Raw genomic sequence first — 25,880 nt, 5'->3', positions numbered from 1 at the left:
ATCCAGACAATCCCTGCGGCAGCAGCGGTCGAGCGGGGCCTCGATGGCCCCCGAGACCGCCCGCGTTTCCGCCGCAAAGAAGAATTCCCCCTTGACCCCGCGCGCGGCCCTGTCAAAACCAAGGCATGTCTACAGCAACCCTCTCCATCGACCTCGACGCCATCGCCGCCAACTGGCGCGCCTTGGATAAAGCCTCCGCTTCGGGGGTGCAGACCGCAGCCGTGGTCAAAGCCGATGCGTACGGCCTTGGCATCACACGCGTCGCCCGTGCGCTTGCCCAGGCAGGCGCGCGCCGGTTCTTCGTGGCGGTGGCCGAGGAAGGTGCCACCCTGCGGCAAGTCCTCGGCCCAGGCCCGCAGATCTGCATCCTGTCCGGCCATATGGGCGGCGACACCGATATGATCGGTGATCTTGACCTGACGCCGATGCTGAACAGCCTCGACCAAGTCACCCGCCACCTCGAATCGCTGCCCGGCCATGCTTTCGGCGTGCAACTCGACACCGGCATGAACCGCCTCGGCATGGAAGAACCCGAATGGGAGGCGATCGCCCCCTTCGTGCTGGAAGCTGGCCCCGAACTCCTCATGTCGCATCTCGCCTGCGCTGATGACCCTGACCACGGCCTCAATGAGACGCAACTCGCCACCTTCCTCGCGATGACCAACGGCACCGGCGTGCCGCGCTCGCTCGCGGCCACCGGCGGCATCCTGTTGGGCCCGAAATACCATTTCGACCTGACCCGCCCCGGCATCGGCCTGTATGGCGGTCGCCCCTATGAGGCTGCACGTCGCACCGTCACCCTGTCGCTGCCGATCATCCAGACCCGCCAAGTCGCGGCAGGAGAGGCCGTGGGCTATTCCTGCGCATGGGTCGCCGACGCACCTTCCGTTGTCGCCACCGTCTCGGCGGGCTATGCCGACGGCCTGCCCCGCACGCTGTCGAACAACGCCGTGCTGTGGGATGGTGACACACCCTGCCCGTTGATTGGCCGCGTCTCGATGGATCTGATCACCGTTGATGTCAGCCATCTGGCCCAGATCCCGCGCTACCTCGACATCATCGGCCCGAACCAGAGCGTCGATGATCTCGGTGATGTCGCGGGCACCATCGGCTATGAAATCCTGACCAGCCTCAGCCCGCGCTACATCCGCCGCTATTACGAGGGCACCGCGTGAGCTTGCTTGCCCTGCCCGAAGCGGCCCTCGCCAGCCTGGGCCGCGCCACGTTCAACGCTCTCGCCGCCGTCGGTCGCATCGCGATCTATGCGGCCCTCACCCTGTTCCACATCATCCGCCCGCCGTTCTATCGCCGCGAGTTTTTCACCGCGCTGATGCAAGTCGGCTGGCTGTCTCTCCCCGTCGTTGGCCTCACCGCGATCTTCACCGGCGGCGCGCTCGCCTTGCAAATCTACGCCGGTGGCCAACGCTTTTCCGCCGAAGCCGTGGTGCCGCAAATCGTGGCCATCGGCATGGTGCGCGAGCTTGGCCCGGTGCTCGTGGGCCTGATGATCGCCGCCCGCGTGACCTCCTCCATCGCGGCCGAAATCGCCACGATGAAGGTCACCGAGCAGATCGACGCGCTGACCACGCTGTCGACCAACCCGATGAAATACCTCACTGTTCCGCGCGTGCTGGCAGGCTTTCTGACCGTGCCACTGTTGGTTGGCGTCGGCGATATCATCGGTATCATGGGCGGCTTTCTGGTCTCAACCGAGCAGTTGGGCTTCAACCGTGCCAGCTACATCAAGAACACCATTGATTTCCTGCAAACCCCCGATGTGGTGTCGTCGCTGATCAAAGGCGCTGTCTTCGGCTTCATCGCCACCCTGATCGGCTGTTACTACGGCATGAACTCTGGTCGCGGCGCGCAGGGCGTGGGATCTGCCACCAAGAACGCCGTCGCCACCGCCTCGATCCTGATCCTGGCCGCCAATTTCGTGCTGACTTCGGTAATGTTCGGATCATGATAGAGCTTTCCCGCGTCGCCAAATCCTTCGGCAAAAATCACGTCCTGCGTGGCGTCAATCTGACCATCCCGCGCGGGCAGAGCATGGTGGTGATCGGCGGCTCCGGCACCGGAAAATCGGTGCTGCTGAAATCTATCCTCGGCCTTGTCACCCCCGATTCAGGCCGCATCACGCTGGACGGTGCCGATGTGCGCGAAGCCAACCGCGACGCCTTCCTTGCCCGCTTTGGCATGTTGTTTCAAGGCGGCGCGCTGTTTGACAGCCTGAAAGTCTGGGAAAACGTCGCCTTCCGTCTGATGCGCGGGGCCACGAAACTGCCTAAAGACCAAGCCCGCGCCATCGCCATCGAAAAACTCCGCCGCGTCGGGCTAAAACCTGAAACAGCCGATCTGTTCCCGGGAGAACTTTCCGGCGGCATGCAAAAGCGCGTCGGCCTCGCCCGCGCCATCGCCGCTGAACCCGAGATCATCTTCTTCGACGAACCCACCACGGGCCTTGATCCGATCATGTCCGGGGTGATCAACGCGCTGATCCGCGAGATTGTCACCGAAATGGGCGCGACCGCGATGACGATCACCCATGACATGTCCTCGGTCCGCGCCATTGCCGACCGCGTGGCGATGCTGCACGACGGTCTGATCCGCTGGACAGGCCCGGTCGCCGATATGGACCAAGCGCAAGACCCCTATCTGCAACAGTTCATCCACGGTCGTGCGGATGGCCCCATCGAATCTGTCAGATGAGCAGGCTTGGGCGATGATCGAACCTCTGACCCTCGCCACCCAACTGATCGCGCTGCTCGAACGCCCGCTGCCCGCAATCGCCATTGTCCTGTTGCCCGCCAGCATTGCCACAGCCGGGGTGGCAAGCATCAAGGCGCGCTCTGATGATCGCATTCTGGCTTGGGTGCAGGTGATCACCAGCGTGGCACTCACGCTGTGGATGCTGGCCCCGTGGCATCCGACCGAACCCGAGCTTGTGGCGATGAACCGCTCAATCACCCTGTTTGCCTTCGGCTATGTCCTGCAGGACTGGCTGCGAGAAGCCTGGCGCTCCGGCCTACATCCTCGCTGGGCGCATCTACTGGTGATTCTGGCCGCAGGGCTGGTGATCGCGGCGCTGATGCTTTCTGCCGTCTGGGTCTAGCCGCGTCAAAGCCGCGCAAGGTAGATTTCACGCAAAGGTTGCGCCACTGTTTCCCAGCCCGAAACAACTTGGGGTGTACCCAAGACTTTGATCGCTAACACCCCGCGATTTAAGGAAAATGTTTGCAAAAACTGTGGCAATTCGGAAGGTAGGCAACAGATGTGGTCGGGCTAGGGCCTTGCCGCTGTGTGGGTGCGAGGCAAAATATGTCGGTGAATTGGCGCGAAACGGCGCGGGCGGCGCAAGCCTTGGTGCAAACCGGCGCGCAAGCGTTGATCGTGGCATTGGCCGTGGCGCCGGCAGCGGCAAGCCTGGCCGCCGCATTCGGACTGATCCCTTGGCCGCACCTCGCGCTGTTCTTTGGCGGCCAAGCTCTGCCCAACGCCGGGATGTGGCTGCAAATCGGCCTCACCCTGCTGTTGATCCTGATGACCTTCTACCTGCCCGCGAACACCCGCATGGCGCGACTGGAACGCAGCCACCGCAGCTTTGCCATCGGCATGGACGATGTGGCGAAGGCCTACCGTCAGGCCCATGCCGCCGACCGCGCTGGCGTATTTGCCTTGTCTGGCGAGTTCGAAACCATGCGCGCGCGCATGGAGCATCTGCGCCAGCATCCCGATTTCCAGCATCTCGAACCCGAACTGCTGCAACTCGCCGCCCAAATGAGCCTTGAAACCCGCGATCTGGCGCAAGTCTATTCCGACATGAAAGTTGCCCGTGCCAAGGATTTTCTGCGCCAGCGCCAGGAAGAGGTTCAGCACCTTACCGACCGTCTGGCTATCGCGCGACGCACCTGTGAGGAGTTGCGGCGCTGGATGGGCGATGTGCAGGCCGAGGAAATGCAGGTGCAGATCCAACTGAAACGGCTGGAGGCTGACCTGAAAGAGATCCTGCCGACCCTGGGCTATGATTTCGATCTTGAAGACCACCGCGATGCCAATGTGGTTGCCCTGCCGAAACCCGGCAAATAGCGCCCTTGCACCCAGCAGCCTGCGGCGTAACACTGGCCCGATCCCAAGCCCCGAGCCCCCATGCCCCGCCCGCCGAAACCCCAAGCTGACAATTCCCCGCCAAGTCGGGCAACGGGGCCAAAATCCGTGGCCCTGCGCCGGGTGCGGCTGATCGCGGCGCATCATCGCGCCGCAGCGTCAGACCGCGCTTTGGCGCTGATCCTTGCGGGCATCGCCGGGGCCGCCAACGCGGGCGGCTTTATCCTGCTGGGCAGCTATACCTCGCACATGACGGGCTATCTTTCGGCAGTGGCAGACAATCTGGTGCTGCAAAACCTCTCCCTTGTCGGCCAAAGCCTGTTCGCGATCAGCCTGTTCATCTGCGGGGCTGCCACCTCGGCCATCGTGATCAACTGGGGCCGCGCCCATAAACCCACCCGGCAATACTCCCTCCCCATCGGCCTGCAAGGCGCGCTTTTACTGGCCCTCGCGGCTTTGGGGGCGACACCGCTGCCTGAAACCGTCGCCCATCCCATCGGGCTGGGGCTGTTGTGCTTCATCATGGGCCTGCAAAACGCCACCATCACCAAGATCTCTTACGCCCGCATCCGCACCACCCATGCCACTGGCATGATCACCGATGTTGGGATTGAACTCGGCCGCGCCGTCTATGGCCGCGCCTTCCACGCCCCGATATCAGCCGACCGCGCCAAACTCCGCATCCTGCTGCAACTGCTCGGCACTTTCCTGCTCGGTGGTCTGGTCGGCGCCTTGGGCTACGGGCTTGTCGGCTTTGCCTTCTCGCTGCCGCTTGCCGCCATCCTGCTGACGCTGGCCCTGCTGTGAAATACGCCAATCTTGTCCTGCTGATCCTGTTCCCCATCGCATGGTTCGCGCCCCTGCTGCGCGCGGCTTTGCTGCCGATCTTCGGCATGGATGAAATCTCGGTGATCACCGGCCTGCAATCGCTCTGGGGCAGCGACCCCGCCTTCGCGCTGCTGGTCACCTTTTTGGCGATCTTCGCGCCCTTCGCCAAAACTGTTGGCCTGACGCTGATCCATTTTCACCTGCTGTCGCCGAAAACCCTGCCCGCCCTGCATATCCTGGGCAAACTCGCCATGGCCGAGGTGTTTCTGATCGCGCTCTACCTCGTCATCGCCAAAGGGGCGGGCTATGTCACGATTGAAACCGCTTGGGGCCTCTATCTGTTCACCGCCTGCATCCTGGCCTCGCTGTTCGTTTCGCACAAAACGGAAACATCTTGAGGTGCCACATATTTCCGGGCATTGAACCCTTATGAGCAAAAACTCCCCCACATTCACCTGCACCACCTGCGGCGCATCGCATCGCAAATGGATCGGCAAATGCGAAGGCTGCGGCGGCTGGAACACGCTGATCGAGGAAGCGCCGCTGTCCGCTGGGCCGAAATCGCTTGGGTCCAAAGGCCGCGCCATCCACCTGACCGACCTTGCCACCGTGGGCGAAGCTCCGCCGCGCGCCTCGTCGGGCATTGACGAGCTAGACCGCGTCTTGGGCGGCGGCCTTGTGCCCGCCTCCGCCATCCTCGTCGGCGGCGACCCCGGCATCGGCAAATCGACGCTGCTGCTGCAAGCCGCAGCCTCGTTCTCGCGCCACGGCGTCAAATGCCTGTATATCTCGGGCGAGGAAGCCACTGCCCAAGTGCAAATGCGCGCACAGCGCCTCGGCCTCACCGAATCTCCCGTCGCGTTGGGCGCAGAAACCAACCTGCGCGACATCCTGACCACACTGGACACCGAACGCCCCGGCCTTGCGATCATCGACTCGATCCAGACCATGTGGCTCGACACCGTTGATTCCGCCCCCGGTTCCGTCTCCCAAGTCCGCGCCGCCGCCCACGAACTCGTCACCTTCGCCAAACGTCGTGGTGTCGCGGTGATCCTCGTCGGCCATGTCACCAAAGACGGTCAGATCGCCGGCCCCCGCGTTGTTGAGCATATGGTCGATACCGTGCTCTACTTCGAAGGTGAGCGTGGCCACCAATTCCGTATCCTGCGCGCCGTCAAAAACCGCTTCGGCCCAGCCGACGAAATCGGTGTTTTTGAGATGACCGGAAACGGTCTCCAGCAGGTCACAAACCCCTCTGCCCTGTTCCTGTCAGAGCGCGGCCAACCCTCCCCCGGTTCCGCCGTCTTTGCGGGCATCGAAGGCACCCGTCCCGTATTGACCGAAATCCAAGCCCTCGTCGCCCCCTCCCCCCTCGGCACACCACGCCGCACGGTGGTCGGCCTCGACTCAGGCCGCCTCTCCACCATCCTTGCGGTGCTGGAAGCCCGCTGCGGCATCCCGTTTGCGGGGCTTGATGTCTTCCTCAACGTCGCAGGCGGCATGCGGGTGACCGAGCCTGCCGCCGATCTTGCCGTCGCCGCAGCACTGATTTCGGCCCGGGAAGACGTCAGCATCCCGCCCGAAACCGTATTATTCGGAGAAATCAGCCTCTCCGGGGCCCTGCGCCCGGTCAGTCAGACCGAAAACAGGTTGAAAGAAGCCGCAAAACTTGGTTTCTCACAGGCAATCGCGCCCAAAGGATCAAAGCTAGGGCAAGTCGAGGGCATGAACGTGCGGCAGATGCCGGATCTCACCGCTTTCGTAGGTGAAATGTTCGGGGCCGGCTAACGCCTCGGGGAAATGTTTGGGGCGGGCAGACGCCTTTAGGAGCGGAAGATGGAAGGTTTTACCATTGTTGATGCGGGCGTTGCTGGCATCATCGTGCTGTCGGCGATCCTCGCCTATTCGCGCGGTTTCGTGCGCGAGGCGATGGCGATTGTCGGCTGGGTCGGTGCCGCCGTGCTCGCCTATATGTTCGCCGCCCAAGCGCAACCGCTGGTCAAGGAAATCCCCGGCGTCGGTGCTTTCCTCGAAAACTGCGAACTCTCTCTGATCGCAGGCTTCGCAGCCGTGTTTGCCGTCGGCCTAATTGTCGCGGCGCTGTTCACGCCTTTGTTTTCTTCGGTGGTACAACGCTCGGTTCTGGGTGGCTTGGACCAAGGAGTTGGTTTTCTGTTCGGCGTCGTGCGCGGCGTACTGCTGGTGGGCATTGCGTTTCTGGTCTACGACCGTGCCGTTGCGACCAATACCGTGCCAATGGTCGACAATTCCCGCTCGGCGAAGATTTTCGCGTCGTTTCAAGGCGATATCAACGCAGCCGTGCCGACCGACGCCCCAAACTGGGTGGTGGCCCGCTATAACGAATTGACCGCAACCTGCGCAGTAGGCACTCCTATCACGCCCGAAGCTGCGCCATCGGCCGAAACCGCGCCCACCAATTAACGCACAGCGGCTATGCCGCATTGCAGCATAAAACATGGCTTTCTGGGGGTGACACCGCCCCCGGTTGGGCCTAAAGGGAAGGCGCAGAACGAACCCGGATTCGGAGGCTCCATGCAACCCTTCTATGCCCATCCTTTTGACGATGATAAGCTGAAGGAGGAATGCGGCATTTTTGGCGTGATCGGCGTGTCCGATGCGTCAAACTTTGTGGCACTTGGCCTCCATGCCCTGCAACATCGCGGTCAGGAAGCTGGCGGTATCGTCTCTTATGATCCGAAAACCGGCTTCAACTCGGCTCGCCGTTTTGGCTATGTCCGCGACAATTTCACCAAGCCCGATGTGATGGAAACCCTGCCGGGCCACCTCGCCATCGGCCATGTCCGCTATTCCACCGCCGGATCGAAAGGGGCAACCGCCATTCGTGACGTGCAGCCGTTCTTCGGTGAGTTCTCAATGGGCGGTGCCGCCATCGCCCATAACGGCAACCTCACCAATGCCGCAGCCCTGCGGCGTGAATTGATCGAGCGTGGTTCGATCTTCCAATCCTCGTCCGACAGCGAATGCATCATCCACCTGATGGCCCGCTCGATCCAAAAGAACATCTCCGAACGCATCAAAGACGCCCTGCGCCGCGTCGAAGGCGCGTTCTCGGTGGTCGCGATGACCCGCACCAAACTGATCGGTGTCCGCGACCCCTTGGGTGTGCGCCCCTTGGTCTTGGGCCGCATTGGCGATTCCGCTTGGGCCCTAAGTTCAGAAACCTGCGGCCTCGACATCATCGGCGCCGATTTCGTGCGTGAGATCGAACCCGGCGAAATGGTGGTGATCGAAGACGGCAAGGTAAACTCCACCCGCCCCTTCACGCCGTCAAAGTCCCGCTTCTGCATCTTCGAGCACGTCTATTTCTCCCGCCCTGACAGCATCCTCGGTGGCCGCTCGGTCTATGAAACCCGCCACGCCATCGGCGTTGAACTTGCCAAAGAAGCCCCCGTTGATGCCGATCTGGTCTGCCCCGTCCCCGATTCAGGCACCCCCGCCGCCATCGGCTACTCCCAACAATCCGGCATCCCCTACGCCATGGGCATCATCCGCAACCAATACATGGGCCGCACCTTCATTGAACCCAGCGAGTCGATCCGCAACATGGGCGTCCGCCTGAAACTGAACGTCAACCGCGCCCTGATCAAAGGCAAACGCGTGATCCTCGTCGATGACTCGGTGGTACGCGGCACCACCAGCCGCAAAATCAAAGACATGATCCTGGAGGCAGGTGCTGCCGAAGTCCACTTCCGCATCGCCTCCCCGCCCACCGCTTGGCCCTGTTTTTACGGCGTGGATACCCCCGAACGTTCCAAACTCCTCGCCGCCACCATGACCGAGGATGAAATGCGCGACTGGATCGGCGTCAACAGCCTCAAATTCATCACCCTCGACGGCCTCTACCGCGCCGCAGGCGAGGCCAAGGGCCGCGACGCCAAATCGCCGCAATACTGCGATGCCTGCTTCTCGGGCGAATACCCCATCACCCCTTCCGACAAGATCGAAGAGGGTTTCCAGATGAAAGCGGCGGAATGAGCGCAGAGGTAGAGAGTTACCTCGCGGCCCTTCCCCCGGCCTTCCGGGCTGCGGCGCAGTCCCTGCGCGCCGAGCTGAAATCCCTGCTGCCCGACCACATCGAATGCCTGTCTTACGCCATGCCAGGCTTTCGCGAACCAAAACCAAAAGGCAAAATGGTCGCAGGCTACGCCGCCTTCACCCACCACCTTGGCCTCTACCCGCATTCCGGCAGCGTCATTCCGCAGATCGACTGCACCCCGTTCAAGACCTCAAAATCCGGCGTGCTGTTCACCCCGGACCATCCGCTCCCCCCGGCGCTGATCGCCCAGATCATCCGCGCCCGCCAAGCCGAACTCGCCAAATGATCCAAGTCTTCATGCTCTGCAAATGACCCAAGTATTCGTGCTCTGCACCGGCCGCTGCGGCTCCAAAACCTTCACCCGCGCCTCCGAGCATATGACCAACTTCACCGCCAAACACGAATCGCGCACCCATCTTCTGGGCGCGAACCGCTTCGCCTACCCTGACAACCATATCGAGATCGACAACCGCCTTGCGTGGTGGACGGGCAAGCTGGACGCCGCGTTTGGCGACACCCCGTTCTACGTCCACCTCACCCGAGACCGCGACGCTGTGGTGAAATCCTATGTCGCACGCAAGAATTACGGCCTCGTCAAAGCCTATCGCGAGACCATGCTGTGCAACCTCGTGTTGCGCAAACCCAAGACCGACATCACCGCCATCGCCGAGGATCTGGTCGATACCATCACCAGCAACATCACCTACTTCCTGCGCGATAAAACCCGCGTGATGCAGATGCGGATCGAGACCATCGAGCAAGATTTCCCCAAATTCTGGGATTGGATCGGCGCAAAAGGTGACCTAAGCGCTGCGATGACTGAATGGACCGTGCGCCACAACGCCACCGAATAGCCGCGCCCTCTTGCCCTTTCACATTGGCTCAAATACTCCCGCCGGAGGCATCCGCCGCAGCCGCCAAATGACCGCCCAAAGGACAAAACCATGACCGAACGCCTCGCCCTGATCACCGGAGCCTCGCGTGGCCTTGGCGCCGCCATGGCCGAGCAACTGGCCTCGCGCGGCTGGCATGTCGTCGCTGTCGCCCGCACCGTCGGCGGCTTGGAAGAACTCGATGACCGCGTCAAAACCCTGAAACTACCGGGTTCGGGCGGGCTGACCTTGGCCCCAATGGATGTCACCAATGATGACGCGATGCGGCATCTGTGCCTGTCGATCCACCAGCGTTGGGGCAAGCTGGACCTCTGGGTTCACACCGCAATCCACGCCGCCCCGCTCGCTCCCGCAGGCTCGCTCGACGCCAAAGACTGGGACAAAAGCATCGCCACTAATGTTCGCGCCACCGGCACGATGATCCCGATGATCGAACCTCTGCTGCGTGCCGGAGACGGCACCGCGATGTTTTTTGATGACCCGCGCGCAGGCGAGAAGTTCTTCGGCGCTTACGGTGCCACCAAAGCCGCGCAAATCGCGCTTGCCCGCAGCTGGGCCGCTGAAAATGCCAATATTGGTCCGCAAGTCCGCATTGAAACGCCAGCCCCGATGCCCACCGCCACCCGCGCGCGCTTCTTCCCCGGCGAAGACCGCGCCCCCCTAATCCACCCGCGAGATGAGGCGGTACGGCTGATCAATCTGCTGTAATATCGCCACGCAAGCCTCGGAATTTTAAGCAAAATTCCGGCACGATTTCCGCTTCGGAAATCGCCTTCGCTCAAGCGTTCAGCGCCGCTTCCATAGCTTGCCAAAGCGGCTCCAACGGCTCAATCCCCACCGACAACCGGATAAACCCCGGAGCCACCTTGTCGCCCCACCGCGCCCGCCGCTCACCAGATGTATGCGTGCCGCCAAAGCTGGTCGATTGCACGATATACGGACATTCGCTCAAGAACTGCTCTGCCCGCGCCTCATCGGCCAATTCAAAGCCAATCAGAAAGCCAAAACCCGCCATCTGCGCCTTGGAAACCGCATAGGATGGATCACCCGCCAGCCCCGGATAGCGCAAATTCGCTACCGCTTTATGCGCTGCCAACCGCTCTGCAATCACCCCGGCCGAGGCGCACATCCGCTCCAGCCGCAATTCCAGCGTCTCAATCCCACGATGCACCTGCCAGGCCTCAAACGGCCCTGGCACCGCCCCTGACAACCGCCGCCAATCGCGCACCCGCGCCATAAGCCCCGCATCGCGTCCCGCGACATGACCAAACAGCACGTCAGAATGCCCCGCAGGCGCTTTGGTATCCGCCGCGACCACCAGATCAGCGCCAAGGCCCAAAGGCCTTTGCAACAGCGGCGTCATTGTGGTGTTATCGACAACCACCAAAGCCCCGGCGGCATGGGCACGGGCGGAAACGGCAGTAATATCAACCACATCCAGACCGGGGTTTGAGGGCGTCTCAAGGTAAACCACCGCTGCCCCGCTGAAATCGTAAGCGGCGTAATCCGAGGTCGCAATCTCTACAACCTCCACCCCAAACGGGACCAAAAACCCTTGGCTCAGAACCCGCGTCACATAATAGCCATCCGCCGGAATGATCAGGCGAGCGCCAACCTTCAGTGTCGCCATCAACGCCGCCGAAATTGCAGCCATCCCCGACGGAAAACTCACACAGGGCGCGTCTTCCAGCAGGGAAAGCTGCTCTTCCACCGCCTCCCAAGTGGTCATGCCGTTGCGACCGTAGAAATGCGAAGCACCCGCGACTTCTGGCAGGTGAAAGGTTGCGGCTGGCACGATCGGCAGGCTGATCGGATCGCCCTTTTTTAGCCCCGCAGAACGATGATGCAACAGGTCTGCCGCCCGGGTTTTCATGCTATCCATCATCACCGCACCCTCTGATTTTTGGCGGCATCCTGCCTGCAAGCGCGCGGAATGGCAACTGCGGGCAAAGCTTAACAGAACCTTACCTGAACTATGTAACCCATTGATTCATCACAAATCGAAACTCTGTCCACGCGTGGACAACCTCATTCCAGCCTCGCCGGGAAGCCTTCAGCGCGCAGATCGGTGCCCAAAAGATCCTCGAGCAGTTTGGCGATCATCGGCGATTGCGCCTCGCCGCCATAGGCCGCTTTGGCGGCAACATAGGTCTGATTGGTCATCGAGGCCAGATCAAGCGGCACGCCGAATTCGCGGCCAAAACCCAAAGCAAAGCCAAGATCCTTCAGCGCCAGATCAATGTTGAACGCCACATCATACGACCCATTCAGGATCAGCGCGCCTTCGGTTTCATGCACGAAACTGTTTCCGGAAGAAGCTGCAATCGCATGCCATGCTTGCGCCAGATCAAGCCCGCCGCGTTTCGCCAGCATCAGCGCCTCAGATGTGGCTTTCAGGTGAATGAAGGCCAGCATATTGGTGATCACCTTGATGATGCAGGATGATCCCAGGGGCCCCATGTGGAAAATCTTGTCGCCCATCGCCTGCATCGCGCCATAGTGCAAATCGAACAGGTCTTTGTCGCCACCCGCCAGCATGGTGATCTTGCCCTGATAGGCCAGATGCACGCCGCCGGTGACCGGCAATTCCATCATGCGCACGCCAGAGTCGGCGGCGACGCCTGCGAGTTTCAGCACCTCGTCCCGGCCCAAGGTTGACATCTCAAGCCAAGATGCGCCTTGTTTCATATGCGGCAGGATGTTGTGCAGCACCCGCTCCGAGACTGCGGGCGACGGCAGGCAGGTGATCACATGATCGACTGACGCGGCCAAAGCCTCGGCGCTGGTGGCGAGGGTCGCGCCTTGAGCGATCAAAGGTGCTGCCAAGGCTGAGTTCAGGTCATAGACCGTCACCTGAAAGCCCGCCTTCAGCAAACAGCCCGCGCATGCGGCTCCAAGGTTTCCAAGGCCGATATATCCGTAATGCATGGTAATCCTATGGGATGAGGGGGCGGCAACACCCGCCCCCAGTCTAAGCCAGTCAGTCGCCGTAGCCGACGATGCCCTTGATTTCGCAGAAGTCGTGGATGCCCCAATCGGCATATTCACGGCCATTGCCCGATTGCTTGTAGCCGCCGAACGGGGCGGAGGTATCCCAATCCGGGTAGTTCAGGTTGACCGTGCCTGCACGCAGACGGCGCGCGATGGGCTTGGCTTCCTCAACAGGGCCCGCGATATAGGCAGCAAGGCCATAGACCGTGTCATTGGCCATCGTCACCGCGTCATCCACGGTGTCATAGGGCAGGATCGACAGCACGGGGCCGAAGATTTCTTCCTTCGAGATCGTCATGTCATTGGTCACATCGCCAAAAATCGTCGGCTGCACGAACCAGCCCCGGTTCAGCCCCGCCGGACGACCCAAACCCCCGGTCACCAAGGTCGCCCCCTCATCAATCCCGGCCTGGATCAGGCGCTGGACCTTTTCATATTGGGTTTTCGAAATCAGCGGCCCCATCGTGGTGGTCTCAAGCGTCGGGTCGCCGGGGATAATCGCCTCGGCAGTTTCTTTTGCCACCGCCAAAGCCGCAGCCTGCTGGTCGCGCTGCACGAACATCCGGGTCGGGGCGTCGCAAGATTGGCCGGTGTTGGACATGATCGCATTGACGCCTGCTGCCACCGCGGCCGCCAGATCGGCGTTGGGCAGGATGATGTTGGCGGATTTGCCGCCCAGTTCCTGCGCCACGCGTTTCACCGTCGGGGCCGCAGCCGCCGCCACCGCCGTGCCTGCACGGGTCGAGCCGGTGAAGGACACCATATCGACCTCGGGATGCGACGACATCCGCGCGCCGACTTCCGGCCCGGTGCCGTTTACCAAGTTGAACACGCCCGGCGGAACGCCTGCCTCATGGCAGACCTCGGCAAACAACACGCCCGATAATGGCGCAATTTCCGAGGGTTTCAGCACCATCGTGCAGCCCGCGATCAGCGCAGGAGCCACTTTGCAGGCGATCTGGTTCATCGGCCAGTTCCACGGCGTGATCAAAGCACAGACGCCAATGCCTTCATGCACGATCCGGGTGGTGCCGCGCGAATATTCCCACGCCATGTCTTCGGCGGCCTTGATGGTGGCCTCGATATGCACCTGCCCCGCCCAAGCCTGCGCACCGCGCGCCCATTCGATCGGAGCCCCCATCTCGGTGGACATGGCTTGCGCGAAGTCTTCGTAGCGGGAGTTATAAACCTCCAAGATACGCTTCACGAGGTCGATGCGCTTTTGCACGGGCCAGACGGTGTAAACGTCAAACGCCGCCCGCGCCGCTGCAATCGCGGCATCAATATCGGTCTGGTTGCCCAAGGCCACCTCGGCCACGATTTCCTCTGTTGCCGGATTTTCAACACCCATCCGCGCGGCAGAGTTCGGCTGAACCCACGCACCGTTGATGTAGAATTTGGTCATGTTGGCAGAGATCATGGCGTCCTCACTTGAAGTGGATGTTGTACTTGGCGCGGATAATGGCGTCGATCTCGGGATCAATCACGTTTCCGGCCTTGGCGAGGATACTATTCTTGCGCGCGATGGCGGCGTCAAGCAGCAGCGGTTTGCCAGCCTCATTCCACTCCTTTGGCGACATGCGATTGCCGACGGCGGGGTAGATGTATTCGGTCTGCATCAGTTTCAGGGTCTGATCAGAGCCCAGATAATGGCCGGGGCCACCGAGGCAGACTTCTTTCATCGCCTCAATACTGGTGCTGTCTGGGGTCACATCAATGCCGCGCACCAGCCGCATCGCTTGGCCGAGAAGGTCATCGCCCAAGACGAGGGATTCAAGGCAGAAGCCGAGCAGGCTGGCATGCATGCCCACGGCCTCGTAGCACATGTTCAGGCCCGCGAGACCGGCGAGAGAGTTGGTGATGCCCTGCTCCCATCCGGCCTGCATATCGGGTAGTTTGCTGTCAGAGATACCGCTGGCAGCCCCCCCCGGCAGATCGTAGAAATGGTGCATCTGCGCACAGCCAGCGGTCAGCAAGGCCTGTTCCGCAGAGCCGCCCGACATCGCCCCGGTGCGCAGATCGGACACGAAGGGCCATGTGCCGAAGATGCAGGGCGCGCCTTTCTTGATCGCATTGGCGTAGACCACGCCTGCAAGGCATTCGGCCATCGCTTGCACAATAGTCAGCGCAATCGGTGCCGGAGCCGTTGCCCCCGCCTGCCCGGCTGACAGCAACAGCATCGGCATACCGCGGCGGATGCAATCCTCCATCGTGATGCAGGATTCCTCGGCGAATTTCATCGGCGGGACAACGAAGCAGTTGGAATTGCTGACGAATGGCCGCTCCAGCCATTTCTCTTCACCGCCCGCGACGGTGTAGATCATGTCAAAGCAAGCGGCGACATGCGACGGGTCAGAGAAGCTGGTGCCGACATGCTTGGTGGTGCCCGCAAGGCAACCATAGAGCGTGTTGAGGTCCATATCCTGATTGTCGACCACATCGCGGCACACCATCGTGCGCTGGTAGAAGTGGATGTTGTCGAGATTATCGACCAGCCGCGCCGCGTCATAGAGGTCTTGCGCGGTGCTTTCGCGGTAATCCAAGCTGATCGGATCGACGATGTGCACCGCAGCACCGGCTGTGCCAAAATGCACCTTGTTGCCGCTCAGATGCAGGTCATGTTTCGGATCGCGTGCATGCAAAGTGATGTTGCGCGCAGCGACCGCCAGCATATCCTCGACCAAGGCACGCGGGAAGCGGATGCGACCGTCGTCGCCTTGGATCGCCCCTGCCTCAGTCAGCAGTTTCACCCCCGAAGGCGGGGCTTGGCTGAGGCCGATCTGCTCCAAAGCCTGCAACGCGGACTCGTGGATCTGCGCGATGCCCGCGTCCGTCAGCGGTTTGTACTGCCCGCCCGACATACCGCCGCGCACCGGGCGCACGTCATCGGCCAAGGGGGCCGAGCGCAGTGCCACCCTTGCGGTGCGCCCGCCAGACCGCCGCGCGCGCGATGGTTCACAAATCTCGCCCAACTCAGCCATATCGCTCATCTTATGCCCTTTCACATTGGCACAAATACCCTCGGGGGTCCGGGGGTGGAAAACCCCCGGCGCTGCTCAGGCGCGCACCCGTTCGGATTTTGGATCATACATTGCCGCAAGGCTGGCCACGGCCTCATGCCGCACCCCCGCCACTTCGATTTCATATTTTGACGCCAGAATGTCGGCGTCCGACTGCCCCTTGCAGGGCACATAGCCCAGGCCAATCGCGCCACCGAGGTGATGGCCGTAATTGCCGCTGGTCACCGGCCCGATGATCACGCCATCGCGCACCACTGCCTCGTTGTGGAACAACAAGGGCTCGGGGTTTGTCAGGCGGAACTGCACCAGCTTCCGATCCAACCCCGCCTCAGCTTTGCGCAGCACTGCATCGCGGCCGATATAGTCGGGCTTTTTCTTTGACACCGCAAAGCCAAGGCCCGCCTCAAGCACATGATCTTCATCGGTAATATCATGGCCAAAGTGGCGATAGGCCTTCTCGATCCGGCAGCTGTCCAGCGTGTGCAGCCCGCAGAGCTTCAAGCCCAGATCAGCGCCCGCTTCCTCCAAAGCCTCGAACACATGCGCGGTTTGGTCGGATGAAACATAGAGTTCCCAGCCAAGCTCGCCGACATAGGTCACCCGATGCGCCCGCGCTATGCCCATGCCGACCTCGATCTGCCGCATGGTGCCGAACGGATGCGCTGCATTGGAGAAATCATTCGGCGAGAGCTTTTGCAGCAGATCCCGCGATTTCGGCCCCATCACGCAGAGCACCGATTCCGCCGCCGTGACATCGGTGATCACCGCGAAGGCCTCGCCGACGTGACGGCGCAGCCAAGCCAGATCACGTTGCAGGGTCGCCCCCGGCACCACGGCGAGATAAGCGGTTTCCGACAGCCGCGTCACTGTCAGATCGGACTCGATGCCGCCCTTCTGATTGAGCATCTGCGTATAGACGATCCGCCCCACCGCCACATCCATCTCGGCGGCGCAGACTTTGTTCAGGAAGCCGCAAGCATCGCGGCCTTCAACCCGGATTTTACCAAACGAGGTCATGTCGAAGAAGCCGACACCGTTACGCACCGCCAGATGCTCGGCCTTCTGGTTTTCAAACCAGTTCTGCCGCTTCCAGCTGTAACGATATTCCCGCTCTTGCCCCTCATTGGCGAACCAGTTCGCTCGCTCCCACCCCGCCACTTCGCCAAACACTGCACCGCGCGCTTTCAGGTGTTCGTGCAAAGGCGTGCGCCGAACGCCGCGAGCGGTTTCGACTTGACGGTAAGGGAAGTGATCGGCGTAAAGCAGGCCCAAGGTCTCGGTCACGCGTTCCTTCAAGTATTTGCGGTTCTTCTGGAACGGTTGGGCGCGGCGGATATCCACCTCCCACAGATCGAACGGCGCTTCTCCCTCCACAATCCAATGCGCCAAGGCCATGCCCGCGCCGCCCGAACCTGCGATACCAACCGAGTTATAGCCCGCCGCCACCCAATAGCCGCCGAGTTCCGGCGCTTCGCCAAGGTAATAGCGGTCGTCGGGGGTAAACGACTCTGGTCCGTTGAAGAAAGTATGAATCCCTGCGGTCTGGAACAGCGGCATCCGGTTCATCGCGTGCTCAAGGATCGGCTGGAAGTGGTCCCAATCTTCGGGCAGCGTGTCGAACATGAAATCTTCGCGGATGCCATCCATGCCCCAAGGCTTGGCTTTGGGTTCAAACGCGCCGATCATCATTTTGCCCGCGTCGGATTTGTAATAGGCACATTCATCTGGCACCCGCAGCACCGGCATATGGCCAAGGCCCTGAACTGGCTCGGTAATCAGATAGAAATGCTCGCAGGCGTGCAGCGGCAAAGTGACACCCGAGGCCTCAGCCAGATCACGCCCCCACATGCCTCCGCAGTTTACCACCACATCGGTGGCGATATGGCCCGGCTCGCCCTGCGCATCGATGTAGTCGACTCCTGTAACCTTGCCCCCGGCTTTCGTGACGCCAACGACCTTGGTATGCTCGAAAATCTGCGCGCCGCGCATCCGCGCGCCTTTGGCCAAAGCCATCGCGATATTGGCCGGATCGCATTGACCGTCCAGCGGCAGATGCACCGCCCCCACCACATCGGCGACGTTCAGATGCGGATACATCGCTTTCACGTCCGTGGGCGAAATCTCGGCCACATCGACGTCGAAAATCCGCGCCACGGTGGCTTGGCGCAGCAATTCTTCATGCCGCGCTTCGGTCAACGCCACCGAGATGCTGCCGACCTGCCGCATCCCGGTCTCAACCCCGGTTTCGGCGGCGAGTTTGACATACAGATCAGCCGAATACTTCGCGAGCCGCGTCATATTGGCCGATCCCCGCAACTGCCCGATCAGACCAGCGGCGTGCCAGGTGGTGCCAGAAGTCAGTTGCTTGCGCTCCAGCAGCACCACATCGGTCCAACCCATTTTGGCCAGATGATAGGCCACCGAGCAACCGGAGACCCCGCCACCAATCACCACCGCCCGCGCTTTGTTCGGAACCTGAGCCATCACTTGTCTTTCATCTGTTCATAAATATCCCGGGGTCCTGGGCAGCGCCCCGGGGATTGTCACGCACGGATACGTTCGTTTCTTGCATCCCACAGCGGCGCGTCTTCCTGCACCACGGCCGGGTAGCGTTGACCGAAAATCTCCACCTCCACCGCCTGTCCGGCCACGTTCAGATCGGCGCGCAACATGCCCAGACCGATGCAGGCACCAACGCGGTGGCCGTAATAGCCTGAGGTCACTTCACCGACGACCGTGTCGCCCGCCCAGATCGTCGACATATAGGGCGGGTCCTGATCACCCGCCTCGATCAGCAGGGTGCAGAACCGCTTGGCCACGCCGCGCTGTTTTTGCGCCAGCAGCGCTGCCTTGCCGGGGAAATCCTGCGGTTTGTCAAACTTGATGAACCGGTCGAGCCCACCTTCGAGCAGGGTGTAATCGGTGGAAAGATCGCCCTTCCAGGCGCGATAGCCCTTTTCCACGCGCAGGGAATTCAGCGCGAACATGCCGAACGGCTTTGCGCCCGCCGCGAGGATCGCATCATAAATCGCGGGCATCCGGGCGGGGGTTGCGTGAACCTCCCAGCCCAATTCCCCCGCAAAGCTGACGCGGAACAAAGCACAGTCCTGCCCAGCCACCACGGAGGGCTGCACCGAAAGCCAAGAGGCGCTAAGGTCAGCCTCGGTCAGAGCCGCCAGCAGATCGCGCGATTTCGGCCCGGTCACGATCAGGCAGGTGAAATCATTGGTGCGGTCGCGGAAGGTCAGCCCGCTGGGCATATCGCGGCGCAGCCAGTCGGCGTCATGGCTTTGCGCCACGGCGGCGGTGATCAGGGTGAAGGCGTTTTCCTCGCGCCGCACCACCGACATTTCCGTCACGATGCGGCCCTTGTCATCGGGGAAATACGCCAGCCCCATCCGCCCGACCTTTGGCAAAGCGCCCGAAATGCGGCCCGCGAGCCACTCCGCAGCGCCCGGTCCTTCGACCTCGAACCGCGAGAAACCGGGCAGATCCAGCACGCCCACGCCATCGCGCACCGCTTCACATTCGGCCTTCACCGCGCCAAACCACGGACCCTGACGGTTCCATGTGCGCTGTGCCGCCTCAGAGGTGTCATCGCCGGGGCGCGCGTACCACAACGGGCGCTCCCAGCCGTTGAACGGGCCAAACTGCGCGCCCAACGCGGCTGTGCGGTCGTGCAATGGCGACAATTTCTTGCCGCGCCCTTCGCCCCAGACGTGATGCGGGAAGTGGATGGCGTACTCATGGCCGTAGACTTCCATGCCCTTGGCGACGCAGTAATCCTGATCCTCAAACCCGGTGAAACGGCGGGGATCGCAGGACCACATGTCCCATTCGGTAGCGCCTTGGGTGATCCATTCCGCCAGAACCTTGCCCGCACCGCCAGCCTGACAGATGCCAAAGGTGAACACGCAAGCCTCGAACGCATTCGGCACGCCGGGCATCGGGCCGATCAGCGGGTTGCCATCGGGGGTATAGGGGATCGGGCCGTTGATCACTTTGGTCAGCGGAGCGGTTTCCAGCAGGGGTACGCGCGCCATCGCGTCGGTGATATACCACTCCAGACGTTCCAGATCGTCGGGGAACAGTTGGAAGCTGAAATCCTCGGGGAACGGATCATCCTTGCTCACCCAATGGGCTTTGCAGTTCTTTTCATAGGGGCCAAGGTTGAAACCGTTTTTCTCTTGCCGCAGGTAGTAGCTGCTGTCGACGTCGCGCAGCAGCGGCAGCTTGTGGCCGACCGCTTTGGTGCGGGCCTCAACCTCGGGGATGGTGTCAAACAGCATATACTGATGGCTCATCACCATCATCGGCACGTCGCGGCCAAACCATTTGCCGACTTCGCGGGCGTAGTAGCCCGCAGCGTTCACCACGATTTCGCAGCGGATATCGCCCTTGTGGGTCTCAACCACCCATTCATCGCCTTCACGCCGCACGCCAGTTGCAGGGCAAAAGCGTTCAATCCGCGCCCCCATTTGCCGCGCGCCCTTCGCCAAAGCCTGCGTCAACTGCGCCGGATCAATGTCGCCGTCGTAGGGATCATAAAGCGCGCCGACGAGGTCATGGGTGGCGATAAACGGGTAAACTTCGGCAATCTGATCAGGCGTCAGGATCTTCAGATCCATGCCCTGATAGCGGCCCATCCCGACAACGCGCTGAAATTCCTGCAAACGTTCCGGCGTATGGGCCAAGCGGATTGAGCCGGTGACATTGTAGTTCATCGGGTAATCCACGGCTTTGCCCAGACCGCGATACAACTCCGCCGAATAGCGCTGCATGTTCATGATCGACCAGCTGGACGAAAACGTCGGCACATTGCCCGCCGCGTGCCAGGTAGAGCCCGCCGTCAGTTCATTCTTCTCCAGCAACACGCAATCGGTCCAGCCCGCCTTGCACAGATGATACAGGCTGGAGGCGCCAACAGCGCCGCCACCGATGATGACAACGCGCGCGGTTTTGGGGAAATCAGACATGTCTTGCTCCGGGTCTTTGCACCCCCTTATCAGACGGCGGCTTTTGGCTTTCAATTGCCCGAAACCCGCGCTATTGATCGATTGAACCGATCAGGCGAAAGGATCGGACAAAAGCGGCGGAGCAGACCATGCAGATCGAACTTCTCGACACCTTTCTTGACCTTGTGGAAACCCGCAGCTTTCACCGCACCGCTGATCGGCTGGATGTCACCCAATCCACCGTTTCTGCCCGTGTGCAGACGCTTGAGGCTGCAGTGGGCGCGCGTCTGTTCACCCGCTCTCGCGCAGGCACTGATCTGACCACCGAAGGCCTGCGGTTTGAAACCCATGCAAGGATGCTGCGCCGGGATTGGAATGAGGCCAAGCGCGCTGTGGCCCCCACCGGCGAGTCCGCTGTAATCATGCGGCTTGGCATCCAGAACGATCTGGCGGATGCTTATATTGGCGATCTTCTGGCCGATTTCCGGCGGATGTTTCCGCAAATGGCGTTTTATATCGAGCCGGATTATTCCGCGCAGATGTGTGCCGATATCGTCGCAGGCGTGCATGATTTCGCGGTTTTGTTCACGCCGAAACCACACCCCGATCTGCATTTCGTCACCCTCGCCGACCTGCCCTATCGCCTGATCAGTTCGGATGCCGAAACCCGTGCCCAGATCAAACCGGAAACCTACATCTCGGGCCATTTCTCGCCCGCGTTCGAGCAAGCCCATCGCACAGCGCTGCCGGAATTGATTGGCGCGCCGCTGTCGGTCGGGCAAAGCTCGACCATTGCGTCGCTGCTGCTGGCGATGGGTGGCTCCGGGTTTGTCATGGCGGAAAAGGCGGCAGAAATGGTGGCGACGGGGCGCTTCAACTATGTCGCGGATGTCGAAGCCATCGACCAGCCGGTGTTTGCCGCGATGCATCTGCGCCAGCGGGTGTCAAAGGCCCACCGAAAGCTGACGCGGATGCTGGCAAAACGCTTCATTCGCAGCGATCCGGCGCGCGGCTAGCGGTTTCACCGCCCCACCAGCCGCCCACCGAATTTCATCTCGGCTTTATCCGGCGACGCGAGGATTCTTGGCTGGCACGCCCTCAACCCAGATCGGGTTCGACCAAGCCCGCTTGCCTGCCGCGTCAATCACCGCAACCCGCAGCCAAGGCGAGTTGTTCAACCTTGCCAGCGGCACCTCTGCCCGCGTCAGCGAATGGCCGTGCACCGCCTTCGCCCCGGTGCCATGACCGATGGCGACAACGGACACCACCGCTGAGCATTCGACGACAACCTTGTCACCTTCGATCCGCACATCGCGCAGCTCTGGCCCTTGGCTGGAATAGAAATGGCCTGCCTTCAGTGCCTCTAGCAAAGCCTCGGGCGTGTTGGTCTCCGATTTCACCATCACCCAACCGCCGAAATGATCTGGTTCCGAGAAATGCGCATCATCGGTGGCGATCATGCTCAGGCGGCGGCCCTCGGTCAGCAAAAGGTCCGCGATGGCAAAGCCGTCCGGGCGATCACAGCCAGTGTCGCAGCCGGTGTTATAGACCTCGACCGCATGGGCGGCGGTGATGCTGCGGGCATCGGCCAGCGTCAGCCCCGACCATTGAGGATGTGCAATCGCGACGAATGCCCCGGCTGCAACAGCCCGCGCGGCGATCTCTGGCCCGGTTTCCTGCCCTGCCACGGGAATGAAACTGGGGCTGTTCGAGGGCGCGAAGTCAGTCGGCAGACCGACCGCCAGAATATGCCACAACTCGCCATTGGCCATTGCGCCGGAATGCAGTTCCGCCCCCAAAATCGTGGTGAAATCTGCATCGCGCATCGGCACTGTGTCGACAATCGGATAGCCATAGCTCCCGACGAAGTGATCGGTCAGTGCAATGAAATCATAACCCTCGGCCTTGTAGCGGCGGCAGACCTCTTCCGGGGCCAGCACGCCATCCGAGCGCGTCGAATGGGTGTGCAGGTTGCCGCGCAAAAAGCGGCCGGGGGCGGTGAAAGCGGGATCGCGCTGCATCATGGGCTCCTTGCAGAAATTTGTCGCAGACTAGCCAAGCCCGCGTGACAGTCCAGTGACAGCGCGCACGGGGTGGACATATTCCTGTTAATCCATATGTTGCCTTCTGCGGCAGGGAGGCGGGACTGAGTGTGAACACGTGCATCGAGATCGAACCCGCCGTCGCGGCGGATGAAATGGCCGAACGGGCGGCCGATGCGGCGGCTTTTCTGAAGGCATTGTCGCATGAAGGCCGCCTGATGATCCTGTGCCACCTTTCGGCAGGAGAAAAATCCGTCACCGCCCTCGAAGACCTGCTGGATGTGCGGCAAGCCGCCGTCAGCCAGCATCTTGCCCGCTTGCGCAGCGAGGGGTTGGTGACCACGCGGCGCGATGGCAAAGTGATTTACTACACGATCAAAGACCCAAAAGTCCGCGCGATGATCGCGTTGGTGCATGAGATGTTTTGCGCTGGTGCCGAGGCAGCTTCACGCTCGTAGGTCAGCAACTTAGCCGCGCCCGATATAGGGCATGTCGCGCGCCATGATCGTCATGAACGGCACGTTCACCGACAACGGCAAGCTGGCCATATGCAGCACCGCATCCGCCACATGCGCCACGTCCATCACGGGCTCGACCGCAACGTGGCCATTGGCCTGCGTCACCCCTTTGGTGAAGCCCGCTGCCATATCGGTCAGCGCGTTGCCAATGTCGATCTGCCCCGCGGCGATGTCAAACGCCCGCCCATCCAGACCAAGCGTGCGGGTAAGGCCAGTTACCGCATGTTTCGACATGGTGTAGGGCACCGAACCGGGGCGCGGCACATGCGCGGAAATCGAGCCGTTGTTGATGATCCGTCCGCCACGTGGCGACTGCTGACGCATCAGGCGAAACGCCGCACGCGCACAGAGAAACATGCCTGTGATGTTGGTGTTGCTGACCGCAAGCCATTGTGCGACCGAGATTTCGTCAATCGTCGCCGCTGGCGCAGAAATACCGGCATTGTTGAACAGCACATCCAGCCGGGTCAGCTTGGCAAAGGCCGCATCGACCTCGTCAGGATTGGCCACATCGGCGGCCAGCAGCAAAGCGGGTTCGCCACTGGCTGTCTCGGCCAAAGCCTCAGCCCGGCGCCCCATCAAGGCGACATTCCAACCCGCCGCCATAAAAGCCCGCGCTGTCGCCCGGCCAATGCCCGACCCCGCCCCGGTGATCAGAATGGTTTTGCTGTCGCTCATCTTGGCCCCCTGCGCATTCGCACCTGAGCCTAACGCGGTGTCAGAAAAGGGCAAGCAGCGCAAACACCCAAGTCGCGATATAGGCCAGCCCCATCACCGCCACCGCCACCGCCACCGCCACCGAGCCGGTATCTTTCGCGGCCTTCGCAAGAGGGTGCTTTTCGGTCGAGATATAGTCGATAGCGACCTCAATCGCCGAGTTGACCAGTTCCAGGGCTTTGTTGCGCAAATGCGTTGAAGGATTCACTCTGCGAATCCAGTCTGTTAGTCCGGCTGCATGAGCAGACCGAAGCCCCCCACCTACCGCACCACGAACTGGAGTGACTACAACGCTGCGCTCTCGAAGCGCGGATCGTTGCTGTTTTGGTTCGATCCCGAGACGCAATGGCTGGCCGTGCCGACAGGCAAGCACGGGCGTCAGCCCGTCTTCACCGATGCCGCGATCCAGGCCTGCCTGTCGCTGAAGGCGCTCTTTGGGTTGCCGCTTCGGCAAACGACCGGGATGGTGGCAGGTCTGCTCGATCTTGCCGGGCTGGATTGGCCAGTGCCGGACTTCAGCACCCTTTGCCGCCGCCAGGAGACCCTGATCGTCCACATCCCCTATCTGTAGAATATCGGTGCCTTGCACCTGTTGATCGACAGTACCGGGGTGAAAGCCGAAGGCGATGGTGAATGGCTGGCCAAGAAACACGGGCCGTCGAAGCCGCGGGACTGGCGCAAGGTTCACCTCGGGATCCATGCGGAAACGCTGGAAATACGTGCCATCGAGATCACCGGCGGCCGGATCGGCGACGTCGAGCCGGTAAGCGCCACCGGTTCGAGCGAACCGGCGAGGCATATTGCCCGACCTGCTGGACCAAATCGCAGACGACCAGTGCATCGGCATGGTCACCGCAGATGGAGCCTATGATATCCTAGCCGTCGTGCCGCACCATGATGAACAGGCCGTGCTTGCCGCGGTGGAACTCTCGTTGGCCGAAGGCGTGCCAACCAAGACGCATGTCCTGAACCTGTTGCACCGGCTGGTTGACGGCAAGGTGATCGGCGGGCCACAGCTGGATACCCCGTAGGCACTGGCCCTGCATCGCGAACCCAAGGCCAATGTCGAACGCTACGACGGCCTGCGTGCCCAGATCGCCGGAGGCCGCCATGCGTCATGATCCCGCCGCCGGCGCCATCCTCATCATGCTGCGCAGTCTGAAGATGTATGGCATGGCGCAGGCCGTCACCGACCTCATCGAGCAAAGTGCCCCGGCCTTTGAGGCCGCAATCCCGGTGCTGTCGCAACTGCTGAGGGCCGAATTGGCCGAGCGCGAGGTTCGCTCTATTGACTATCACATGAAGGCCGCACTGTTCCCGGCCTACAAAGATCTATCAGGCTTCGACTTCGCCGCCACGAGTTCAACGAGCCCACCGTCTGCGCCCTGCACCGCTGCGAGTTTATGGATGGCGCGCAGAACGTCGTGCTGGACGGCGGTCCGGGCACAGGCAAGACCCATGTCGCGACCGCCCTCGGCATTCAGGCCATCGAACATCATCGCCGCAAGGTCCGCTTCTTCTCCACCATCGAACTGGTCAACGCCCTCGAACAGGAAAAGGCGAAGGGCAAGGCCGGACAGATCGCGGAAGGCTTGACCAAGCTCGACCTCGTGATCCTGGAGGAGTTGGGCTATCTGCCCTTCAGCCCATCGGGCGGGGCCCTGCTGTTCCACCTCTTGAACAAGCTTTACGAGCGCACCAGCGTTGTGATTACCACGAACCTCAGCTTCAGCG

At 61.6% G+C, this 25,880-nt stretch carries 24 protein-coding genes and 3 pseudogenes; 18 read left to right on the top strand and 9 right to left on the bottom strand.

Annotation, left to right across the window (positions count from 1 at the left end):
* The first annotated feature begins 125 nt into the window (after window positions 1-125).
* The 13 genes from alr to U1A24_RS01140 all read left to right on the top strand — a co-directional run bounded on the left by alr (window position 126) and on the right by U1A24_RS01140 (window position 10,611).
* Complete coding sequence (gene alr, locus U1A24_RS01200; protein WP_322320171.1) at window positions 126-1,175, top strand: alanine racemase; 1,050 nt, start codon at window positions 126-128, stop codon at window positions 1,173-1,175.
* Window positions 1,172-1,966 (top strand): MlaE family ABC transporter permease, encoded by a 795-nt coding sequence (locus tag U1A24_RS01195; protein ID WP_416136335.1) that lies wholly within the window; start codon window positions 1,172-1,174, stop codon window positions 1,964-1,966. Before alr ends, U1A24_RS01195 begins: the two co-directional genes overlap by 4 nt.
* The gene (locus tag U1A24_RS01190) at window positions 1,963-2,709 is read left to right on the top strand and encodes an ABC transporter ATP-binding protein (protein ID WP_322320170.1); all 747 of its coding nucleotides are present in this window, start codon (window positions 1,963-1,965) and stop codon (window positions 2,707-2,709) included. Before U1A24_RS01195 ends, U1A24_RS01190 begins: the two co-directional genes overlap by 4 nt.
* Window positions 2,684-3,112, top strand: coding sequence for a hypothetical protein (locus tag U1A24_RS01185; RefSeq protein ID WP_322320169.1), 429 nt, complete (start codon window positions 2,684-2,686; stop codon window positions 3,110-3,112). Before U1A24_RS01190 ends, U1A24_RS01185 begins: the two co-directional genes overlap by 26 nt.
* Before the next feature lie 206 nt (window positions 3,113-3,318).
* Window positions 3,319-4,086: a DNA repair protein gene (locus U1A24_RS01180; protein WP_322320168.1), complete on the top strand. Its 768-nt coding sequence runs from the start codon at window positions 3,319-3,321 to the stop codon at window positions 4,084-4,086.
* Window positions 4,087-4,212: 126 nt separating this feature from the next.
* The gene (locus tag U1A24_RS01175; protein WP_322320167.1) at window positions 4,213-4,911 is read left to right on the top strand and encodes a YoaK family protein; all 699 of its coding nucleotides are present in this window, start codon (window positions 4,213-4,215) and stop codon (window positions 4,909-4,911) included.
* Window positions 4,908-5,330, top strand: a complete 423-nt coding sequence (locus U1A24_RS01170) for a paraquat-inducible protein A (protein WP_322320166.1) — start codon at window positions 4,908-4,910, stop codon at window positions 5,328-5,330. Before U1A24_RS01175 ends, U1A24_RS01170 begins: the two co-directional genes overlap by 4 nt.
* A gap of 31 nt (window positions 5,331-5,361) precedes the next feature.
* Window positions 5,362-6,720 (top strand): DNA repair protein RadA, encoded by a 1,359-nt coding sequence (gene radA / locus U1A24_RS01165; protein ID WP_322320165.1) that lies wholly within the window; start codon window positions 5,362-5,364, stop codon window positions 6,718-6,720.
* A 48-nt stretch (window positions 6,721-6,768) separates the two neighbouring features.
* Complete coding sequence (locus U1A24_RS01160; RefSeq protein ID WP_322320164.1) at window positions 6,769-7,374, top strand: CvpA family protein; 606 nt, start codon at window positions 6,769-6,771, stop codon at window positions 7,372-7,374.
* Window positions 7,375-7,485: 111 nt separating this feature from the next.
* A complete protein-coding gene (gene purF / locus U1A24_RS01155) occupies window positions 7,486-8,949 on the top strand; it encodes an amidophosphoribosyltransferase (protein ID WP_322320163.1) in 1,464 nt (487 codons plus the stop codon).
* Complete coding sequence (locus U1A24_RS01150; protein WP_322320162.1) at window positions 8,946-9,296, top strand: DUF1801 domain-containing protein; 351 nt, start codon at window positions 8,946-8,948, stop codon at window positions 9,294-9,296. The genes purF and U1A24_RS01150 overlap by 4 nt, the downstream gene beginning before the upstream one ends.
* A 22-nt stretch (window positions 9,297-9,318) precedes the next feature.
* Window positions 9,319-9,864, top strand: coding sequence for a hypothetical protein (locus U1A24_RS01145; RefSeq protein WP_322320161.1), 546 nt, complete (start codon window positions 9,319-9,321; stop codon window positions 9,862-9,864).
* Window positions 9,865-9,954: 90 nt separating this feature from the next.
* Window positions 9,955-10,611, top strand: coding sequence for an SDR family oxidoreductase (locus U1A24_RS01140; protein WP_322320160.1), 657 nt, complete (start codon window positions 9,955-9,957; stop codon window positions 10,609-10,611).
* 70 nt (window positions 10,612-10,681) lie between these two features.
* Here the strand turns inward: U1A24_RS01140 and U1A24_RS01135 are convergent, their stop codons facing one another.
* From U1A24_RS01135 to U1A24_RS01110, 6 genes are all read right to left on the bottom strand, one after another.
* Window positions 10,682-11,788, bottom strand: coding sequence for a cystathionine gamma-lyase (locus U1A24_RS01135; protein WP_322320159.1), 1,107 nt, complete (start codon window positions 11,786-11,788; stop codon window positions 10,682-10,684).
* A 143-nt stretch (window positions 11,789-11,931) separates the two neighbouring features.
* Window positions 11,932-12,831, bottom strand: coding sequence for an NAD(P)-dependent oxidoreductase (locus tag U1A24_RS01130; RefSeq protein WP_322320158.1), 900 nt, complete (start codon window positions 12,829-12,831; stop codon window positions 11,932-11,934).
* Between the two features lie 52 nt (window positions 12,832-12,883).
* Window positions 12,884-14,314, bottom strand: a complete 1,431-nt coding sequence (locus tag U1A24_RS01125; RefSeq protein WP_322320157.1) for an aldehyde dehydrogenase family protein — start codon at window positions 14,312-14,314, stop codon at window positions 12,884-12,886.
* Between the two features lie 7 nt (window positions 14,315-14,321).
* Window positions 14,322-15,875: a trimethylamine methyltransferase family protein gene (locus U1A24_RS01120; protein ID WP_322320267.1), complete on the bottom strand. Its 1,554-nt coding sequence runs from the start codon at window positions 15,873-15,875 to the stop codon at window positions 14,322-14,324.
* A 75-nt stretch (window positions 15,876-15,950) separates the two neighbouring features.
* Window positions 15,951-18,398: an FAD-dependent oxidoreductase gene (locus U1A24_RS01115; RefSeq protein ID WP_322320156.1), complete on the bottom strand. Its 2,448-nt coding sequence runs from the start codon at window positions 18,396-18,398 to the stop codon at window positions 15,951-15,953.
* Window positions 18,399-18,457: 59 nt separating this feature from the next.
* Window positions 18,458-20,890 carry an FAD-dependent oxidoreductase gene (locus U1A24_RS01110; RefSeq protein ID WP_322320155.1) on the bottom strand — a complete coding sequence of 811 codons (2,433 nt, stop codon included), beginning with the start codon at window positions 20,888-20,890 and terminating at the stop codon, window positions 18,458-18,460.
* Window positions 20,891-21,018: 128 nt separating this feature from the next.
* On the opposite strand from U1A24_RS01110, the gene U1A24_RS01105 reads away from it, so the two are divergent.
* Complete coding sequence (locus U1A24_RS01105) at window positions 21,019-21,885, top strand: LysR family transcriptional regulator (protein ID WP_322320154.1); 867 nt, start codon at window positions 21,019-21,021, stop codon at window positions 21,883-21,885.
* Window positions 21,886-21,930: 45 nt separating this feature from the next.
* On the opposite strand, the gene U1A24_RS01100 is transcribed toward U1A24_RS01105, so the two are convergent.
* Window positions 21,931-22,893 carry a CehA/McbA family metallohydrolase gene (locus tag U1A24_RS01100; RefSeq protein WP_322320153.1) on the bottom strand — a complete coding sequence of 321 codons (963 nt, stop codon included), beginning with the start codon at window positions 22,891-22,893 and terminating at the stop codon, window positions 21,931-21,933.
* A gap of 173 nt (window positions 22,894-23,066) precedes the next feature.
* Between U1A24_RS01100 and U1A24_RS01095 the strand changes: the two genes are divergently transcribed.
* On the top strand, window positions 23,067-23,369 hold the full coding sequence (locus U1A24_RS01095; RefSeq protein ID WP_322320266.1) for a metalloregulator ArsR/SmtB family transcription factor: 303 nt from the start codon (window positions 23,067-23,069) through the stop codon (window positions 23,367-23,369).
* Between the two features lie 9 nt (window positions 23,370-23,378).
* On the opposite strand, the gene U1A24_RS01090 is transcribed toward U1A24_RS01095, so the two are convergent.
* On the bottom strand, window positions 23,379-24,107 hold the full coding sequence (locus U1A24_RS01090) for an SDR family oxidoreductase (RefSeq protein WP_322320152.1): 729 nt from the start codon (window positions 24,105-24,107) through the stop codon (window positions 23,379-23,381).
* A 40-nt stretch (window positions 24,108-24,147) separates the two neighbouring features.
* Entirely contained in the window at window positions 24,148-24,354 is a 207-nt protein-coding gene (locus U1A24_RS01085; RefSeq protein ID WP_322320151.1) for a diacylglycerol kinase, read from the bottom strand.
* A gap of 30 nt (window positions 24,355-24,384) precedes the next feature.
* Between U1A24_RS01085 and U1A24_RS01080 the strand changes: the two are divergent.
* The 3 pseudogenes from U1A24_RS01080 to U1A24_RS01070 form a co-directional block, all read left to right on the top strand.
* Window positions 24,385-25,018: pseudogene (locus tag U1A24_RS01080) on the top strand (IS5 family transposase); the annotation flags it as partial.
* A pseudogene (locus U1A24_RS01075) lies at window positions 25,016-25,267 on the top strand (IS21 family transposase); the annotation flags it as partial. The pseudogenes U1A24_RS01080 and U1A24_RS01075, both read left to right, overlap by 3 nt.
* Window positions 25,257-25,880, top strand: a pseudogene (locus U1A24_RS01070) (ATP-binding protein); the annotation flags it as partial. The pseudogenes U1A24_RS01075 and U1A24_RS01070, both read left to right, overlap by 11 nt.

The organism is Cypionkella sp. (assembly GCF_034376685.1).
Lineage (GTDB): Bacteria > Pseudomonadota > Alphaproteobacteria > Rhodobacterales > Rhodobacteraceae > Cypionkella.
This window is presented reverse-complemented; position numbering and strand designations above follow the sequence as displayed.

Excerpts from the sequence above, each read along its gene's own strand:
- alr (WP_322320171.1), top strand. The coding sequence starts at position 126 with ATGTCTACAGCAACCCTCTCCATCGACCTCGACGCCATCGCCGCCAAC.
- U1A24_RS01190 (WP_322320170.1), top strand. The coding sequence starts at position 1,963 with ATGATAGAGCTTTCCCGCGTCGCCAAATCCTTCGGCAAAAATCACGTC.
- U1A24_RS01185 (WP_322320169.1), top strand. The coding sequence starts at position 2,684 with ATGGCCCCATCGAATCTGTCAGATGAGCAGGCTTGGGCGATGATCGAA.
- U1A24_RS01180 (WP_322320168.1), top strand. The coding sequence starts at position 3,319 with ATGTCGGTGAATTGGCGCGAAACGGCGCGGGCGGCGCAAGCCTTGGTG.
- radA (WP_322320165.1), top strand. The coding sequence starts at position 5,362 with ATGAGCAAAAACTCCCCCACATTCACCTGCACCACCTGCGGCGCATCG.
- U1A24_RS01160 (WP_322320164.1), top strand. The coding sequence starts at position 6,769 with ATGGAAGGTTTTACCATTGTTGATGCGGGCGTTGCTGGCATCATCGTG.
- purF (WP_322320163.1), top strand. The coding sequence starts at position 7,486 with ATGCAACCCTTCTATGCCCATCCTTTTGACGATGATAAGCTGAAGGAG.
- U1A24_RS01150 (WP_322320162.1), top strand. The coding sequence starts at position 8,946 with ATGAGCGCAGAGGTAGAGAGTTACCTCGCGGCCCTTCCCCCGGCCTTC.
- U1A24_RS01145 (WP_322320161.1), top strand. The coding sequence starts at position 9,319 with ATGACCCAAGTATTCGTGCTCTGCACCGGCCGCTGCGGCTCCAAAACC.
- U1A24_RS01140 (WP_322320160.1), top strand. The coding sequence starts at position 9,955 with ATGACCGAACGCCTCGCCCTGATCACCGGAGCCTCGCGTGGCCTTGGC.
- U1A24_RS01135 (WP_322320159.1), bottom strand. The coding sequence starts at position 11,788 with ATGATGGATAGCATGAAAACCCGGGCGGCAGACCTGTTGCATCATCGT.
- U1A24_RS01130 (WP_322320158.1), bottom strand. The coding sequence starts at position 12,831 with ATGCATTACGGATATATCGGCCTTGGAAACCTTGGAGCCGCATGCGCG.
- U1A24_RS01125 (WP_322320157.1), bottom strand. The coding sequence starts at position 14,314 with ATGATCTCTGCCAACATGACCAAATTCTACATCAACGGTGCGTGGGTT.
- U1A24_RS01120 (WP_322320267.1), bottom strand. The coding sequence starts at position 15,875 with ATGGCTGAGTTGGGCGAGATTTGTGAACCATCGCGCGCGCGGCGGTCT.
- U1A24_RS01115 (WP_322320156.1), bottom strand. The coding sequence starts at position 18,398 with ATGGCTCAGGTTCCGAACAAAGCGCGGGCGGTGGTGATTGGTGGCGGG.
- U1A24_RS01110 (WP_322320155.1), bottom strand. The coding sequence starts at position 20,890 with ATGTCTGATTTCCCCAAAACCGCGCGCGTTGTCATCATCGGTGGCGGC.
- U1A24_RS01105 (WP_322320154.1), top strand. The coding sequence starts at position 21,019 with ATGCAGATCGAACTTCTCGACACCTTTCTTGACCTTGTGGAAACCCGC.
- U1A24_RS01100 (WP_322320153.1), bottom strand. The coding sequence starts at position 22,893 with ATGATGCAGCGCGATCCCGCTTTCACCGCCCCCGGCCGCTTTTTGCGC.
- U1A24_RS01095 (WP_322320266.1), top strand. The coding sequence starts at position 23,067 with ATGGCCGAACGGGCGGCCGATGCGGCGGCTTTTCTGAAGGCATTGTCG.
- U1A24_RS01090 (WP_322320152.1), bottom strand. The coding sequence starts at position 24,107 with ATGAGCGACAGCAAAACCATTCTGATCACCGGGGCGGGGTCGGGCATT.